Origin of the sequence: Mesorhizobium sp. M8A.F.Ca.ET.181.01.1.1 (assembly GCF_004792025.1) — a bacterium.
Taxonomy (GTDB): Bacteria; Pseudomonadota; Alphaproteobacteria; order Rhizobiales; family Rhizobiaceae; genus Mesorhizobium.
Window position 1 is genome coordinate 365,605 of record NZ_SRTV01000006.1, and the last position, 16,408, is coordinate 382,012.

The window sequence follows — 16,408 nt, forward strand, 5'->3', positions numbered from 1 at the left end:
TTCGAAATTTTTCGTCGCACCAAATGTGGTGGTTGCCGCGCCCTTCTTCAAGCAGTTCTTGTGTCACGCTCCCGTGAGTCGGGCAAGGGCGTCGTCCATGGCCCGGGCCGGGAGCTCGATCAGCCTCGGCGCTTCGGTGAACAGCAGGGCCGCCTTGATTTCCCGCCCTGGATAAAGCGGCTGCAGCAGGGCGCGATAGAGCGCGAGCTGAAGCAGATAGGCCGGGGGGACCTCGGCCGGGGAGGCGGGTGCGGGCCGGTTGGTCTTGTAGTCGACGATCGAGACCGTATCCGGCGTCACCGCCAGCCGGTCGATCTTGCCGGAGATGGAGCGAATTTTGCCCTTGACCTCCAGGCTGCCCATGATCGCGACCTCTGCACGTGACGAGGGCGCGAACAGTTGACCGAGGCCGGGGTCGGCAAGGATGGCCATGACCGACGCCAGGGCCTTTTCACGCTCGGCTTGCGGCCACCCCGCACCCGTTCGCGAGAGGTAACGCTCCGCCGCACTTTGGCGGCCGCTCTCGGCCATGCCGGGCAGCATCTGCAGCAGTTTGTGCAAGGCGAGCCCGCGCATCACGGCAAAACCCGGCTCGGCATCGGCGTCTAGCACCGGCGAGGCCTTGTCGACAACCGCTTCCTTGCCTTCCTCGATCAGCGCCGAGGCGCCCGATGGCGACAACGGTCGCGGCAGGTCCTCGAAAGGCGGCAAGGGCCGGAACAGGGTCGCCGGCAGCGGGCCGAAAGCATCGGCTTGCCGCGCCTGTTCACTGACGCCTGGCGCGACCGGCGGCAAGTTGGTGACATGGAAACGATGCACCGGCTCGCCGCCGGCGGGGTGCGGACGCTGTTCGCTTTCCGGCGCACCGATCAGCGCGCGGCTGACGATCGAATGCCAGGTTCCGGTGTTCGGCGCCCGCTTGCCGTGATAACCGCAGACGATCAGCCGGTCCTCCGCGCGCGTCATGCCGACATAGAGCAGCCGGCGGTATTCATCGTCGGCGAGTTCGCGGGCGCGAGCAGCCGCCGTTTTCGAAAAGCCGTTGGCGACGTCGCTGGCCGAACGCCAGAGATAGCCCTTGCCGTCCCAATGCCTGCCCGATCCCTCGAAAGGCATCAGGCGCGGCAAATGCTGGTCGCTGAAGGGAGCGGAACCGCCGTCGACCAGGAACACCACCGGCGCCTCCAGGCCCTTGGCGGCGTGCACGGTCATGACCCGGACCTCGTCGCGGGTCTGATCCATCTCGCGCTTGATCTCGGGGCCGGCGTTTTCCAGCGTCGACAGGAAGGCTTCCAGCCCGGGCAGGCCGGTCCGCTCGTCCGCAAGGCAGAAGCTCAGGAACTCATCGAGAATATCGCCGGCTTCCGGCCCGAGCCGGGCGACCATCTTGCGGCGCACGCCATCGCGCGCCAGCAGGCCGGCATAGAACTCGAACACCGGCTTGAAGGCGGCCTCATCAGCCCAGAGGTCAAGCTGAGCGACGACCTTTGCGAGGGCTTCGTCGTCGCCGGCTTGCTGGCGCAGCGATGCCGCCAGCGACACGCCGGCCGGCCTCTGCGCGGCGAGCGTGAACAGCCTCTCCTCCGGCAGGTCGAAGATCGGGCTGCGCAGGACGGCGGCGAGCGACAGGTCATCCTGCGGCTGGATCAGCAGATGGCCGAGCGCGATCAGATCCTTGACCGCGATATGGCCGGGCAAGCTCAGCCGGTCGGCGCCGGCGACCGGAATGTCGCAACGCTTGAGCGCGCGGGTCAGCGCGTGGACGAAACTGTCGCGCTTGCGCACCAGCACCAGCACGTCGCCCGGCCGCAGCCGCTTGCCACGGCCCTCGATGATTTCGCCCATGCCGATCCACCCGGCAATGGTGGCCGCGACATTCTCGGCGACGCGCACCGCCGGCGCATGGGCATGGTCGATCGCTTGCGTCCAGTCGTCGGGCTCGTCGACGGCTCCGGCACCGATCGACGGCCACACCTCGACATAGCCCGGCGCATCGGTGCGGATCGCCTTGTGGTTCAGCGGATCGGGGTCGTGGCTGATGCCGCGCCGCACGGTCGGATCGGCAAAGACGCGGTCGACGGCGGCCAGCACATCGTCCGTGGAGCGGAACGACCAGGTCAGCTTGAGGTCGGCGAAGGATGCATCGGCCTCGCGCACCCGCCCGGCGAACAACAGCCGGCTGTCGGCGAAGGAGTCCGGGGCGGCACCCTGAAAGGAATAAATCGACTGTTTCTCGTCGCCGACGGCAAAGACCGTGCGGTGGACCCGATCGCGCGCACCGAAGCCGGCAAAGAATTCTTCCGCCAGCCGCTTCACCACTTCCCATTGATCCGGGCTGGTGTCCTGCGCCTCGTCGAGCAGAATGTGGTCGATGCCCTGGTCGAGCTTGTACTGTACCCACGGGCCGGCATCGGGCCGCGCCAGAAGGTTCACCGTGCGCGTGATCAGGTCGTTGAAGTCGAGAAAGCCGCGGCTGCGTTTCAGCACTTCGTAGCGCGCGATCAGCCAGTCGGCGATGGTCAAGGCCGCGCGTGTGCCCTCCAGCATCCGGAACAGCGCCAGCCGGTCGACGGTCTCCATGATGGCGCCGGCCGCCGAGAGATAGCGCTCGGCCAGGTCCGGCAGCCGGTCGGCCAGCGCCTTCTTGAAGGCCTTTGCCGGATCATAGGGATCGCCATCGGTCTTGAGGAAGGCTCTTGCCAGGAGTTGCAGCCGACGAACGGGATCGCCCTCGGCGAAAGCCTGGCGCGCATAGGGCAGGATGTTGTTCAGCACCGATCTGGCGTCGGTGGCTTCGGCTGCCTGGACAAAGCCGGCAAAATAGTCCGGCAGGAAGCCGGGCAGCGGCCATATCGACGCCGCTATGCCTTCCGCGGTCTGGCCGGGGCGGAAATGGAACTCATCGAACAAGGGCTGGAAGCCGTCGCGCCCGACGGCATCGAGGAAATCGCGCAACCCGTCGCGCTTGCGCACGATCTCGCCGAGCAGGGCGTCGAGACCAGCTTCGCCGCCGCGCTCCAGGACAGTGGCGAAGGCCTCGGCCAGGGCCCTGTCGCCGGCGGCCGAGATCATCTCGCGGCGCGCGGCGGCAAAAAGCGAGGCCTCCATCTGGCTGTCGAGCATTTCGAAATGGGCGGGGATATTGGCTTCCAGCGGGAACTGATGCAGCACGGATTCGCAGAAAGCGTGGATCGTCTGGATCTTCAGCCCGCCGGGCGTTTCCAGGGCCTCGGCGAACAGGCGGCGGGCTCTGCGCATGGTGCCGCGATCGGGCCGGCGCCCCTCCAGCGCCTCGACTTTGGACGCCAGCTCCGCGTCGCCAAGCGTCGTCCACTCCGACAGCGTGGAAAAAACCCGGTTCGACATGTTGGCGGCCGCGGCGCGCGTATAGGTCAGGCACAATATCTTCGACGGGTCGGTGCCGTTGAGCAGCAGCCGGATGACGCGCTGGGCAAGCACATGGGTCTTGCCCGATCCCGCATTGGCCGACACCCAGGCGGAATTGCCGGGATCGGCGGCGCGGGCCTGGCTCGAAGCCGTGTCGGTCGGGATCGGATAGGCTTTCTTCATGCCTCTCCGCCCTCGTCCCCGGCGTCTCCGCCGGCGGACCATTCGAGTACGCGGGCGAGGTGGTCGTAGTCGCCGTCGGTTTCGCCTTCGCGAAACGGCAGCGCGCGCGACAGATAGCCGGTCGCCGGGTCGGCATAATGGATCAGCAGCTTTTCCAGCCGCGCCCAGGCCTCTTCGGCGAGGTCGGCCGCGGTGCGTGGCTGGCGGTTGTGTTCGAGTATGGACTCCTCGAATACCTCGCCATTCGGCTTCAGCCTGATGAAGGCCAGTTGCGACGGCTCGCGCGCCCCCAGATCCTTGAACGCGCCACGCCTCAGCAGCGCGCCTTCCAGCGCCAGTTGCGGCGCCAGCAGCGTATGCGCCTGGGCCTTCGAAGGCGAGGAACCCGTCTTGTAGTCCAGAATGTCGGCCATGCCGCCGGCCAGCAGGTCGACCCTGTCGGCGTAACCGGACAGCGTCACCCCGGACTGTCCGACGACGGTTTTCCCAGCCCTCTCCTCGGCATGCCGCTGGACCACCGCATCGGCGCGCGTGCGCTCCCATTCGATGATGTTGGCGGCGAGCTTTTCGAAACGCGGCCACCACACGGCCTCGACATCGGCCGGAAGCGCCGCCTCGGCAAAACAGGCACGGCCGGCGGCGATGAGCCCGGCCAGCGCGTCCGGCGCGCGCGGGTCGGCCACCTCGGAGGAGAAGAGATGCAGGATGGCGTGAAACAGCGTGCCGCGCTCGGCCGCGCCCGGATCACGGATGAGCGGATCGAGCGGCATCAGGCCGAGGATCCTTCGGGCGTAGATGGCGTAGGGGTCGCGGCGCAGCGTCTCGATCTCGGTGACCGAGAAATGGCCCGGGCGAACCGGCAATGGCGGTTTCGGCTGCGGCCGCGGCGCGAAATCCCGCTTCGGCCCTGTGTCGAGCGCGCGTGCCCAGGCAAGCAATTCATCGCCGCGCCGGCGCAGCGCTGTCGCCTGGTCGTTGCCGATGAAGGTGAGCAGCCGCTGCAACCAGCGCGACGGCACGGCGGGCGCGTCGCCGGCGCGCGCCGAGCGCGCCAGCAGCACCTTCCTGGCACCCATGGCCATCTGGAAGTCATGCGCGGCGAGGCCGATGCGCCGCTCCGGCGGTTCGAGATCGATGCCGGTCTTCATCAGCCGCGACATGAAGCGGTCGCTCTCCGGCTTGCGCGGCCAGACCCCTTCGTTGAGCCCACCGATGACCAGTGTGTCGACATGCTGCAGCCGGGCTTCCAGCGCGCCCCAGATGGCGATGTTCCTGTCGGTGCCTTGCGCCGGCTTGACGGTCTCGGGCGCGATCAGCGCCTCCATCACGTCAGGCCATTCGATTGCCGCGAACGACAGCGGCGCCGAAGCCGCGACCAGCCCGCGCAAAAGGTCGGCGAGCTTTTCGCCGGCATCGCCGGCGTAGAGTTCGCCAAGGCCGCCATCGGCGGAACTGCCGAGATTCTCCAGGGCAACGACGCTGGTCTCGACCAGCGCGGCAAGGCCGGCTTCCGCCTGGCCCCGAAAGGCTGAAAGCGGCGCCAGCGCTTGCTTGAGACGTTCAAGCAAATTCCGCGCGCCTTCGATGGAGCGCACGGTCAGCCGCGCAAACCAGAAGGGCGGCCGGCTGTCATCGCCAAGGCCGGTGAGGCGGGCTTCGAAAAGGTCCGGCAGCGACGCAATGTCGGGGCGGCCGGTGCCGCCGCGCAGCGCCACCAGTTCGACCAATTCCGCCGCGTGGCGCACATCGCCGCGTTCCAGGCCGAGGCCGAGCAATGGATGCTTGAGCAGCGACAACAGGCCGACCGGATCTCCCGGCCGGAACACCGCCTCGAGCGCCAGCCTGAGCAGGCTGGCCGCCGGCGTGTTGGAAAGCGGCGTGCCGCCGGAATCGTCGGCAACGACACCGAAGCGCTTGAGCTCGACACTGACGCGGCGCGCCAGGGCGCGGTCGCCGGTCACGAGAGCGGCCCTTTGGCCGGGTTCTTCCACGGCCTGCTTGAGTGCGACCGCGATCGCGACGGCCTCGTCGCGCTCGCTTGCCGCTTCGAGCAGCGTCACGTCGGCGAAGGCGGCGGCAATATCGGACGCTGAAAACCCGTTTCGCGTCTCCGCCCACAATTCGGTGGTCTCGGCCGGCCGCAACGCCTCGCCGACAAGGGCCGCGCGGAGCGCGAGCTTCGGCTCGGCCGCGCCGATCTCCTCGACATCGCCGCGCAGCACGCCAATCTTGCCGATCAGCTTCGCCAGGCCGTATTGCGGATGGCCAAGCACGGCTGGACGCGCGCCTGGCGCCACGAGCGCCTGGAAGGAGGCTTCGTCCAGTAACTGGTCGAGCCCGGGCAACACGATGGCGCCACCGGTGAGGCCGGCGATGGTCGCAAGCAGCTCCGCCGTGGCGGGGATGGAACCGGTGGACCCCGCGGCTATGACCGGCCCGGCGGGCGGATTGCGCCGCAGCCGCGCGGCCTCGGCGCGGATCAAGGCGCTGCGATGCGCTGCCGGGTTGGAGCGGTCGCTTTCTTCGAGGAATTTCGGCCAGGCATCGGTGACGATGCCGAGGAATTCGAGCGTCACCTGCCACCATCCGGCAAGGTTCCCGCTCACCAGGCCGGCAAGTTTGGCCCAGTCGGTGCCTTCCGTCTCGATCTCGTCCATCAGTCCGGTCAGATCGCGCGCCAGCCAGATCGCGTCGGCGGTGGAGGCAGGCACAACGATCTCCTCGGCGAAGAGCGCCGCGACATGGGCGGGCAACCGGCGTTTCCACGCCCGCACCAGCGGCGTTAGCAGCAACAGCCGTTCGGTGGCGGCGATCGGCGGCGCCAGATCGATTGCCGCCGATGGCTCGGCCTCGAACAAGGCTTCATCCTCGTCGAATTCGCCGAGCGGACGGATCACCGGCAGGATCGCCGAACCGCCGCCGCCACGCGCCTTCAGGCTGTCGACGAACACGCCGCGCAGGGCACGTGCGGCACGGCGCGTCGGCACATAGATGGTGACGTCGGCCAGAGCGAGCGGATCGCCGTCGAAACGAAACCCGGGGACAAGCCGGCCGGCAAGCAGCGCCTCGGCCAGCGTCGGCAGAAACGGCGCTCCGGAGGGAATGGAAAAAACGCGGCTTGAGCCGCTCATTGCGATCCGATGAGTGCGCCGGCCACCGCGTCTTCGGCGAGCGGAATGGCGTCGGGCGTGCCGACGGTTATCCAGTGGCCATGCATCGGCATGCCGAACAGGCGGCCGCGGGCAATCGCCTTGTCGAAATAGGCGTTGAGCGAATGCGGTTCGGCGGTTGCGTCCTTGAACAGGCGCGGATGGATGATCGCGGCGCCGGCATAGATCAGGCCGGCAGGATCGCCTTTCGAACGCCGCAGCGCGCCGTCCGGCGCCACCAGGAAATCGGTGCTGCCACAATGGCCTGTCGCCTGATGGAGATCCGCCAGCATCAGCAGAATATCCATTTTCGCCGCGTCCCATGCAAGGGCGAGCCGCCTGAGATTGAGCGGGCCGTGGTCGATCCAGAATGTATCGGCGTTGAGGATGTAGAACGGCTGTTGGCCGAGTTCCGGCAGCGCCTTGACGATGCCGCCGGCGGAATCGAGCAGCCGGTCGCTTTCATCGGAAATGACGATGCGCGGCGCGCGGCGCGCGGCGACATGGGCGACGATCTGTTCGGGAAGGTAATGGACATTGACCACCGCCGTGCCGACGCCGGCCGCGGCCAGGCTGTCGAGGCCCCAGTCGAGCAGCGTCTTGCCGGCGATCCGAACCAGCGGTTTGGGGATGGTGTCGGTGATCGGCCGCATGCGCTTGCCAAGCCCCGCGGCAAGTACGATGGCGATGTCCGGTCTCATTGTCACAGCGCTCGTTCCTCCAGCAACCCGTGCGCGCCGTAGAAATCTCGCAGCTCGGCGAGCGCGGGATGCGACAGCGCCCGCCTGAGATAGTCGCGGATGCGCGGCAGGTGCTTGAGATAATAGGGTTTGCCGTCGCGTTTTTCGAGGCGCACGAAAATGCCCAGGATCTTGGAATTGCGTTGTGCGGCCATGATTGCGTAGGCTTCGAGGAAGCCTGCTTCATCGAAGCCGCCGGCTTTGTGACGCGCCGCGACATAGGCAGCAAGCGTCCGCTTCTCGATCTCGGGCGGGATGGTGACGCGGGCGTCCATGGCAAGCGAGGCGACATCATAGGCGGCGGGACCGATCAGCGCGTCCTGCACGTCGACGATGCCGAGCCGGTCGAGGCCGGACCGCTCGCCGCGCCAGATGATGTTGGGTGAATGGAAGTCGCGCAACATCAACGTGTATTCGCTGCCTTGCAGCCGGTCGAGAAGCGCGTTCCATGTCCTGTGGTAGCCGGAACGCAGCGCGTCGCTCGCCGGGCCGCCCGATATCGCCGGCACGTACCAGTCGATCAGCAGGTCCGCCTCGATCAGCATGGCGTCGCGATCGAATGGCGGCACGTCATGGACGACGCCGGGTGCCGCCTCCATGCGGGGCGGCCAGGTCTTGCCATGCATCATGGCAAGCAGTTCGGCCGCTGCCTCGTAGCGTTCGGCGACTGGCTCGCCATTGCCGGCGAGAAAGCCTTCCGAGCCCAGATGCTCGAGCAGCAGGAAGCCCTGGTCGAGATCCTGCGCGTCAATCCTGGGCACCGCGACGCCGGCAGCCTGCAGCGCACGGTCGATGGCGACGAAAGCCGACACCGACTGCGCGGTGTGGGCGATCACGGCATAGGGCTTGCCGTCGCGCACGGGAGGGCCGAGCACCAGCCGCGGCGAATTCATCAGCACTCGCGGCGCCTCGCCGGCAAGCGAGACGATCTCGTAGGAGCGGGCCGAGGCATCGCCGATGAAATGCCGGCGCCGCGCTTGCCCCCATCCGGCGTTGTCGAGGAAGCCGCGCATGGCCAGCGAGCGCGCCACACGGTCGAAGCTCGCGCCTTGCCCCGACAGGCGCGCCAGCCGGCCCTCGCCGTGCTGGACGAGTTCGATCAGCACCGTCGTCTTGGGCAAATAGCCCTCAGCCCGTTCGGGCCACTCGATGAGGGCGGCACCTTGCGCGATTGCTTCCTCGAAGCCGAGCTCGTCGAGCTCGGCCGCCGAGGACAGGCGGTAGAGATCGAAATGATGGACCGGGATGCGTGTGTCGTAGCTCTGAACCAGCGTGAAGGTCGGGCTCGGCACTTCGAGATCGGCATCGTCGGCCAGTGTTCGGATGAGCGCTCTTGCCAGCGTCGACTTGCCGGCGCCGAGATCGCCCTTGAGCGCCAGCACGTCGCCGACGCGCAGCGCCAGCGCCAGATCCTCGCCCAGTCGCGCCGTCTGGGTCTCGTCGGCGAGCAAACGCTCCAGCACCGGTTCCGTCATCGAGCGCGCTACTCGGCCGCTGCGCGGATACCCGGCATGTCGGGAAAGGTGCAGATGACGGTCGTGCCCTTGTCCTTGCCGGTTTCGATGCGAACGGCGCCGCCATGCAGTTCGACAAAGCTCTTGACGATCGACAGGCCGAGGCCGGCGCCGCGGCGGCGGCCGCCATTGGTGCGCGGCTCGAAGCGGCGGAACACCGAATCGAGCACATCAGGCGGCATGCCGGGCCCGTCGTCGTGAACCGAGAACTCGACTCCGTCCGCCAGCTGGCGGCAGGCCAGCCGGATGGTGCTGGCCTCCGGCGCGTAATTGGCGGCGTTGCTCAGCAGATTGTAGAGGATCTGGCGGATGCGGGTTTCGTCGCCATGGAACGTCTTCGGCGCGGCGGCGGCGTCGACCGCAAGCCGGATCGAATGCTCCTCCAGCCGGTCGGCGACAAGCTCGGCGGCGGCCGCGATGGTGCGGTCGACATGCACTTCGGAAATGTCGAGCTGCATGATGCCGGCATCGACGGTCGCAAGGTCCAGTATGTCATTGACGATGGTCAGCAGCACCGAGGAGGACGAGCCGACATGCTCGACATATTCGCGCTGCTTCTGCGTCAACGGGCCGGTTGCCGGCAGCGACAGCAGCTCGGTGAAGCCGATGATGTTGGTCAGCGGCGAACGCAGTTCATAGGACACATGCTGGACGAATTCGTTCTTGAGCTGGTCCGATTTCTCGAGCGCCTCGTTCCTGTCCTTGAGCGCGCGTTCGACGTGGACGCTGTCGGTAACGTCGACGAAGGTCATCATCACTTGCCCGTTGGGCAGCGGAATCACGGCGTACCGCAGCACGGTGCCGTTGTTGAGCTCGGTCTGGCCGTGGCGGTCGCGGCGCTCGTCGTCGAAGCCGGTGATGGCGGCGACGAAGCCGGGCCAGGGGCTCTCGACCGCTTGTCGGTCGGAGAGCTCGCGTATGGCCGATACGTGCACATTGGGCTTGGCGGCTTCCGCGTCCAACCCCCACAGCGTGGCGAAGGCCGGGTTCGACAGGCGCAGCCGGCCGTCGGGGCCGAACACCGCGACGCCTTCCGCCAGATTGTCGAGCGTTTCGCCCTGGACCCGAACCGCGGTGCGGTAGCGGCTTTCGAGATCCATCTTCTCGGTCAGGTTCTCGAACACCCAGGTGACGCCGCCCTTGGGTTGCGGATTGGCGACGACACGGATCGTCTTGCCGTCCGGCAGATGCCACCAGTGCTCCTGCGATTCGACGGCGCGGTAGGCGCCGAGCAGGCCTTCCTTCCAGCGGCGCCATTCCGGCTGTTCGGCGATCTTGCCCTCGCTGCGCAGCCGGTCGAGCAAAAGGGCGTTGTCGGGCGCGCTGTGCAGGAAGCCGCTGTCGAGCCCCCACAGTTTCTGGAAAGCCTGGTTGAAGAAGCGCAGCTTCTCGTCGGTGTCGAAGATGGCGACCGCGGTGTTGAGCTGGTCGAGCGTATCGGCGTGGCTGCGCACAGTCCGCTCATATTCGCCGCGGATGGCCTCGATGGCGCTGGTGTCGCAGGCAAGGCCGGCCGAACCGTCGGCGCCGGCAAAGTCGGTCACGGCGAACACGCGGCGGTCGCCTTCGATCACCGTCGACAGCGACTGCTCGAACACCGGATGCGATTTGTGCTGCGTGGCGATGGCGTCGCGCGCCTGGCCGCCGAGGAACTCCTTGGCGCCGCGCACGGCGGCTTCCGCGCTCTCGGCTTCGACGGCGTCGGCATAGGCCCGGTTCACCCATTTCAGGCGGCCATGCTCGTCACGCAGCCATGCCGGCATCTTCAGCGCTTCGAGCAGGCCGATCATCGTGTCATGGTCAGCGGCCAGCCGCTGGTTGTCGATCTTGAGCCGGGCCTGGCTGCGCTGTGTCTCGGACAGCGAGACAAACCGCACCAGCACATGGGCCGCGCTCTTGCGGCCATGCACCTCCAATGGAGCGCCGGCCTGGGATTCGATCACCAGGTCGAACGGCCTGCCTTTTTCGCGCAAACCCGCCACGGCATGTTCGAGTGCCGCCGCCGAACGCGGCATCAGCCAGCGGCCAAAGGCGAGGAACGCGGCCCGTTCCTCCGGCGCGCCGCTTTCGGTCGGCAATGTGCCGATGAGTTCGGGCTTCTTGTTTTCCGAGGCCCAGACGACGACACGCTGGTCGCGCAAATTGAGCAGCGCTTCCGAACGCCGCAATGCCGCGCTGACATCGGCGACGCGGCTTCTCAGCTCGACATTCTCCGCCGAGGTACGCGCTCGTTCGCGGATGAGAACGATGGCCGACAGGAATGCCGTACCCGTTACGCCGACGAACACCGCCAGTTGTACGACCTCGACGGTGCTGATCGAAAGACCGGCCACCGCGGCGCCGACCGCCTGGGCATGCGCGACCGCCCCCTGCAAGGGGCAGGCAAGCGCGGAACCGGCAAGGAGCAATCCCGCACGGGCGCGCCAGGAAAGGCGCTCGCCGCGTGTGGCGCAGCCCATGGTCCCTGAATCATCGTGGCCGCCGGAAACGGCCTGTCCCGCGTGAAGCGGGTTTTCCCCCGGCATGTCTTGGTCCTCTTCGCCGCCTGAATGCAAGACCGCCCTGACGCGTGCGCCGGTCCTCGCCCCTGGACCCGCGAATCACAACAATAGCGCCTGCTGGAATCGGCGTGAAGAATCATTCGGCGCAAAAATAAAGCCGGGCGAAAAGTCAATCGCCCGGCATCAATATCTTGTAGTAAATTCGGCTTTGGTTAATAGCGGTAGTGTTCCGGCTTGAACGGACCCTGCGGCGTGACGCCGATATAGGCGGCCTGCTCGCCCGACAGCTCGGTCAAGCGGGCGCCGAGCTTGTCGAGATGCAGGCGCGCGACCTTCTCATCGAGATGCTTGGGCAGCACATAGACTTGGTTCTGGTACTGCTCACCCTTGGTGTAGAGCTCGATCTGGGCCAGCACCTGGTTGGTGAAGGATGCCGACATGACGAAGCTCGGATGGCCGGTGGCGTTGCCGAGATTGAGCAGGCGGCCCTCCGACAGGAGGATCATCCGCTTGCCGTCCGGGAAGGTGATCATGTCGACCTGCGGCTTGACATTGGTCCACTTCAGATTGCGCAGCGACGCGACCTGGATCTCGTTGTCGAAATGGCCGATGTTGCCGACGATCACCATGTCCTTCATCGAGCGCATATGGTCGAGAGTGACGACATCCTTGTTGCCGGTGGTGGTGATGACGATGTCGGCGGTCGGTGCCGCATCTTCCAGCGTGACCACTTCAAAACCGTCCATCGCCGCCTGCAGCGCGCAGATCGGGTCGACTTCGGTGACCTTGACGCGGGCGCCCGCGCCCTTGAGCGAGGCCGACGAGCCTTTACCGACATCGCCATAGCCGCAGACGACCGCGACCTTGCCGGCCATCATCGTGTCGGTGCCGCGGCGGATGCCGTCGACCAGCGATTCCTTGCAGCCATATTTGTTGTCGAACTTCGACTTGGTCACCGAGTCGTTGACGTTGATGGCGGGGAAGGGCAGCAGGCCCTTCTTCTGCAGCTGGTAGAGCCGGTTGACGCCGGTAGTCGTCTCTTCGGTGACGCCGCGGATCGCTTCCTTCTGCTTGGTGAAGAAGCCCGGCGAAGCCTTCAGGCGCTTCTTGACCTGCGCGTAGAAATATTCCTCTTCCTCGCTCTGCGGATTGGACAGCACGTCCTCGCCGGCCTCGGCGCGGGCGCCGATCAGGATATACATGGTGGCGTCGCCGCCATCATCGAGGATCATGTTGGAGAGGCCGCCATCGGCCCACTGGAAGATCCTGTCGGTGTAGTCCCAGTACTGTTCGAGGCTTTCGCCCTTGACGGCGAAGACCGGAATGCCGGCCTCGGCAATCGCCGCGGCGGCGTGATCCTGGGTCGAGAAGATGTTGCAGGAAGCCCAGCGGATATCGGCGCCGAGCACCTTCAGCGTCTCGATCAGCACCGCCGTCTGGATGGTCATGTGCAGCGAGCCGGTGATGCGCGCGCCCTTGAGCGGCTTCTTGGCGCCGAATTCCTCGCGGCAGGCCATCAGGCCCGGCATTTCGGTCTCGGCTATATCGAGTTCCTTGCGGCCCCAGCCGGCAAGCGAGATGTCGGCGACCACATAGTCCTTGCTACCCGTCATGGCAGTGCTCCGATGCGAATTGTTATGCGTGCGAATTGTTTGCGGATGCGCCCGTGCCGGAAGACATTTCCAAGGGCGCGAATTGCCGGTCTGACTAGCAGATCAGGTTCCACACGACAATGGGATATAAAGAAATCTTTATTCGTGCATGTCCCGGAGGGCTGATTTCGGGGTCAGCACTCTTCGCCGAAACGGGAGGCGACAAGCTGCTCCAGCGCATCCATGACCTCGAGCGCCTCCGGGCCGCTGGCGGTGACGCGGATCGAGTATCCCGGGCTGGCGGCCAGCATCATCAGGCCCATGATCGACGTGCCGCCGACCTGGACGCCGTCCTTCTCGACATGGACAGAGGCGTTGAAGCCGCTGGCGAGCTGGACGAATTTCGCCGAGGCGCGCGCATGCAGGCCGCGCTGGTTGACGATCGGAAACTCCCGGACGATCTGGTCTTTTTCCGGGAATATCGCGTTCATTTGCTGCTCAGAAGCTGGCTGGCGACATTGATGTATTTGCGGCCCGCGGCCTGCGCTTCATCGAGCGCCGCCGCCATGTTGTCGCCCTTGCGGATCGACGACAGCTTGATCAGCATCGGCAGGTTCATGCCGGCGATCACTTCGGTGCGGCCGGACTCCATCACCGAGATGGCCAGGTTGGATGGCGTGCCGCCGAACATGTCGGTCAGCACGATCACACCTGCCCCTGTATCGACACGGGCGACCGCGTCGACGATGTCGCGGCGACGCTGCTCCATATCGTCGTCGGCACCGATCGCCACGGTTTCGAAATTGTCTTGTGGCCCGACGACATGTTCGACGGCATGTCGGAACTCGGTGGCCAGTTGACCGTGCGTTACAAGCACGAGTCCGATCATTCTTTGGTGGCTCCCGTCATCGCCGCTTCACAGGCGCATTTTATGCTCGCCAGCCAATCCAGGCGGCGGGAGCGCTATCTTGTCGACGCGCGGCCCGTTGACAAGCCCAAAATTGCGCCGGCCCATGCCATTTTGACGCATTGCAGCAAAAAACCCAGGGCGGATCATAGAAAAGGCGCGATCGACAGCCGCGCCATGATGGCCGGCAAGGCCGTGGCGGCGTTGCGCTCCGCAAGGTCGATACGCGGCACCGGGCAGCCTGCGACCGGCTCACTGAGTTCCTCCTGGAAACGGGCCATTTCCGCCTTCGGCACAAGCCGCACATGCAGGTCGATCACGCCGCCCGGCTCGAATGGTAGCGGGCGCGGCATGAACCCAGGCACCTCGGCGAGACCGGCGATGGTCGGCGGCACGCGGCAGACCAGCCGCCCGGCGTGTGCCGAGGCAAGCAGCCTGTCGTCGCCGATCAGCCGCGAGAACAGCGCGCGCGCCCGGCAATGGTCCAGGAGCGTCAGCGCCAGTGTCGTCTTGCCGGCCCCGGACGGGCCGGTGATGAGGACGCCGCGATCGCCGATCAGGATCGCGGTTCCGTGGATGTTTTCAGGCTGCGCGGCGGCTTCGGGCATGGTTATATCAGGGCCAAGGTCATCCCTCGGCCGGCAGCGTCACGACGAAGCGTGCGCCCTTGATCTCGCCGGGCTTGGTGCCGGGAATGTTTTCAGCGGTCAGCGTGCCGCCATGGGCCTCGACGATCTGCCTGGAGATCGACAGGCCAAGCCCCGAATTCTGGCCGAACGCCTCGCCGGCCGGCCGGTCGGTGTAGAAGCGTTCGAAGATGCGGTCGATCGTGTCGGCGCGGATGCCGGGCCCATTGTCGTCGACGGTCAGGATGTTGAACTTGCCGGCGCGCGCCAGAGACAGGCTGATGTGGCCATGATCCTCGGGCACGAAGGAGCGGGCGTTCTCGATCAGGTTGGTGATGACCTGGCCGATGCGCAAGTCATGGCCGACGACGACATAGCCCTTGGCGCCCTGTGGCAGCTTGGCAACCTTGAGCTCGATCTCGACCGCCTTCTTGTTGCGCGTCGTTTCACGCGAAACAGCGACGAGGTCGGTGACGAATTTCTTCAGGTCGACGGTTCCCGCGTCCTCGCGCGCCAGTTCGGCGTCGAGGCGGGAGGCATCGGAAATGTCGGTGATGAGGCGGTCCAGCCGTTTGACGTCATGCTGGATGATCTCCATCAGACGTGCGCGCGAGGTATCATTTTTCGCCAGGGGCAATGTTTCGACGGCGCTGCGCAACGACGTCAGCGGGTTCTTCAGCTCATGCGAAACATCGGCGGCGAAACTCTCGATCGCCTCGATGCGCGCATAGAGCGCGTTGGTCATGTCGCGCACGGCTATCGACAGATTGCCGATCTCGTCCTGGCGGTCGGAAAAGTCGGGGATTTCCTCGCGGCTCTTGACGCCGCGGCGCACCCGCACGGCCGCCGCCGACAGCCGGCGCAGCGGGTTTGCGATGGTGGAAGCCAAAAGCATCGACAGGATTGCGGTGACGAGCGCCGCGATGCCGAAGACGCGCAGGATCGCCTTGCGTTCGGCGGCGACGATCTTGTCGATATCGCCGCCTTCGGTCGACAGCATCAGCACACCGAGAACGGCGCGAAAACGCTGGATCGGCACCGCCACCGAGACGATCTGCTCGCCCTGTTCCGAGACACGCACGATGGTCGACGGGCTGCCGGTCAGCGCCTTGACCACTTCCGGAAAGGCGGCGCCGTTGCCGCCCGGCTGTTCGTGATAGACCGGCAGGTCGGTGTTGCGGAAGAAGTCGAAGATGAATTTCTGGACGCGCTCGACAAGGTCGGGTTCTTCCTCTTCGACCGGCGGCAGGTCGTAGCGCAGGATCTGGCCGCGCGAATAGAGATGGCGTGAATCGAGCAGCAGGTTGGCGTCGCGGTCATAGATGCGGGCGCGCGTGCGGGTCGGCGAGATCAGCCGCCGCAGCACCGGCGCCACGCGCTCCGGGTTGATCGGAAAATCCAGATTGTCGAGCTGGTCCGAGCCGGGTCCCAGGCTTTCGCCGGCCTGCAGCTCGAGCAGCTTTTCCGGGTCGATGCTGATCGAATCCGTCTCGACCGTCGCCGACGCCGCGATGGCGCCGGCGATGATCTCGCCCTGCGTCATCAGGCTTTCGACGCGCGCGTCGATCAGACCGTCGCGGAAGGTGTTGAGGTAGAGGATGCCGGTGACGAGCACCGCCAGCCCGGCGAGATTGAGGAAGAGGATACGCCGCGTCAGGCTGGAAAAGATATGGTGGCCGAGGAATCGGCGCATAGGCACCGTGAATTTCGACACGAAGGACGGCATGATGCGCGACGGCCGCCTGGCAGCGGCCGCCGGTCTGCTTCGTTGTGCTTCCACTGCCATCGAATAGCAGCTCCTGCCTAGGC

General features: G+C 66.2%; 10 protein-coding genes. All 10 read right to left on the reverse strand.

Annotated features, from left to right (window positions below):
• Positions 1-63 precede the first annotated feature (63 nt).
• The 10 genes from addA to EN824_RS22960 all read right to left on the reverse strand — a co-directional run bounded on the left by addA (position 64) and on the right by EN824_RS22960 (position 16,385).
• Entirely contained in the window at positions 64-3,570 is a 3,507-nt protein-coding gene (addA, locus tag EN824_RS22910) for a double-strand break repair helicase AddA (protein ID WP_135932727.1), read from the reverse strand.
• Positions 3,567-6,701 carry a double-strand break repair protein AddB gene (gene addB, locus EN824_RS22915; RefSeq protein ID WP_135862510.1) on the reverse strand — a complete coding sequence of 1,045 codons (3,135 nt, stop codon included), beginning with the start codon at positions 6,699-6,701 and terminating at the stop codon, positions 3,567-3,569. Before addB ends, addA begins: the two co-directional genes overlap by 4 nt.
• On the reverse strand, positions 6,698-7,420 hold the full coding sequence (locus EN824_RS22920) for a nucleotidyltransferase family protein (RefSeq protein WP_189343573.1): 723 nt from the start codon (positions 7,418-7,420) through the stop codon (positions 6,698-6,700). Before EN824_RS22920 ends, addB begins: the two co-directional genes overlap by 4 nt.
• Before the next feature lie 2 nt (positions 7,421-7,422).
• Positions 7,423-8,934, reverse strand: a complete 1,512-nt coding sequence (gene tsaE / locus EN824_RS22925) for a tRNA (adenosine(37)-N6)-threonylcarbamoyltransferase complex ATPase subunit type 1 TsaE (protein WP_127279619.1) — start codon at positions 8,932-8,934, stop codon at positions 7,423-7,425.
• Positions 8,935-8,942: 8 nt separating this feature from the next.
• Positions 8,943-11,498 carry a PAS domain-containing sensor histidine kinase gene (locus EN824_RS22930; protein ID WP_127279620.1) on the reverse strand — a complete coding sequence of 852 codons (2,556 nt, stop codon included), beginning with the start codon at positions 11,496-11,498 and terminating at the stop codon, positions 8,943-8,945.
• Positions 11,499-11,686: 188 nt separating this feature from the next.
• Positions 11,687-13,087, reverse strand: coding sequence for an adenosylhomocysteinase (ahcY, locus tag EN824_RS22935; protein WP_127279621.1), 1,401 nt, complete (start codon positions 13,085-13,087; stop codon positions 11,687-11,689).
• A 173-nt stretch (positions 13,088-13,260) separates the two neighbouring features.
• Positions 13,261-13,557, reverse strand: a complete 297-nt coding sequence (locus EN824_RS22940; protein WP_127275650.1) for an HPr family phosphocarrier protein — start codon at positions 13,555-13,557, stop codon at positions 13,261-13,263.
• The gene (locus EN824_RS22945) at positions 13,554-13,955 is read right to left on the reverse strand and encodes a PTS sugar transporter subunit IIA (RefSeq protein ID WP_010912939.1); all 402 of its coding nucleotides are present in this window, start codon (positions 13,953-13,955) and stop codon (positions 13,554-13,556) included. The genes EN824_RS22940 and EN824_RS22945 overlap by 4 nt, the downstream gene beginning before the upstream one ends.
• Positions 13,956-14,119: 164 nt before the next feature.
• Entirely contained in the window at positions 14,120-14,581 is a 462-nt protein-coding gene (locus EN824_RS22955) for an HPr kinase/phosphorylase (RefSeq protein ID WP_135862503.1), read from the reverse strand.
• 19 nt (positions 14,582-14,600) lie between these two features.
• Positions 14,601-16,385 carry a sensor histidine kinase gene (locus tag EN824_RS22960; protein WP_127275653.1) on the reverse strand — a complete coding sequence of 595 codons (1,785 nt, stop codon included), beginning with the start codon at positions 16,383-16,385 and terminating at the stop codon, positions 14,601-14,603.
• Positions 16,386-16,408: the final 23 nt, after the last annotated feature.

Excerpts from the sequence above, each read along its gene's own strand:
- addA (WP_135932727.1), bottom strand. The coding sequence starts at position 3,570 with ATGAAGAAAGCCTATCCGATCCCGACCGACACGGCTTCGAGCCAGGCC.
- addB (WP_135862510.1), bottom strand. The coding sequence starts at position 6,701 with ATGAGCGGCTCAAGCCGCGTTTTTTCCATTCCCTCCGGAGCGCCGTTT.
- EN824_RS22920 (WP_189343573.1), bottom strand. The coding sequence starts at position 7,420 with ATGAGACCGGACATCGCCATCGTACTTGCCGCGGGGCTTGGCAAGCGC.
- tsaE (WP_127279619.1), bottom strand. The coding sequence starts at position 8,934 with ATGACGGAACCGGTGCTGGAGCGTTTGCTCGCCGACGAGACCCAGACG.
- EN824_RS22930 (WP_127279620.1), bottom strand. The coding sequence starts at position 11,498 with ATGCCGGGGGAAAACCCGCTTCACGCGGGACAGGCCGTTTCCGGCGGC.
- ahcY (WP_127279621.1), bottom strand. The coding sequence starts at position 13,087 with ATGACGGGTAGCAAGGACTATGTGGTCGCCGACATCTCGCTTGCCGGC.
- EN824_RS22940 (WP_127275650.1), bottom strand. The coding sequence starts at position 13,557 with ATGAACGCGATATTCCCGGAAAAAGACCAGATCGTCCGGGAGTTTCCG.
- EN824_RS22945 (WP_010912939.1), bottom strand. The coding sequence starts at position 13,955 with ATGATCGGACTCGTGCTTGTAACGCACGGTCAACTGGCCACCGAGTTC.
- EN824_RS22955 (WP_135862503.1), bottom strand. The coding sequence starts at position 14,581 with ATGCCCGAAGCCGCCGCGCAGCCTGAAAACATCCACGGAACCGCGATC.
- EN824_RS22960 (WP_127275653.1), bottom strand. The coding sequence starts at position 16,385 with ATGGCAGTGGAAGCACAACGAAGCAGACCGGCGGCCGCTGCCAGGCGG.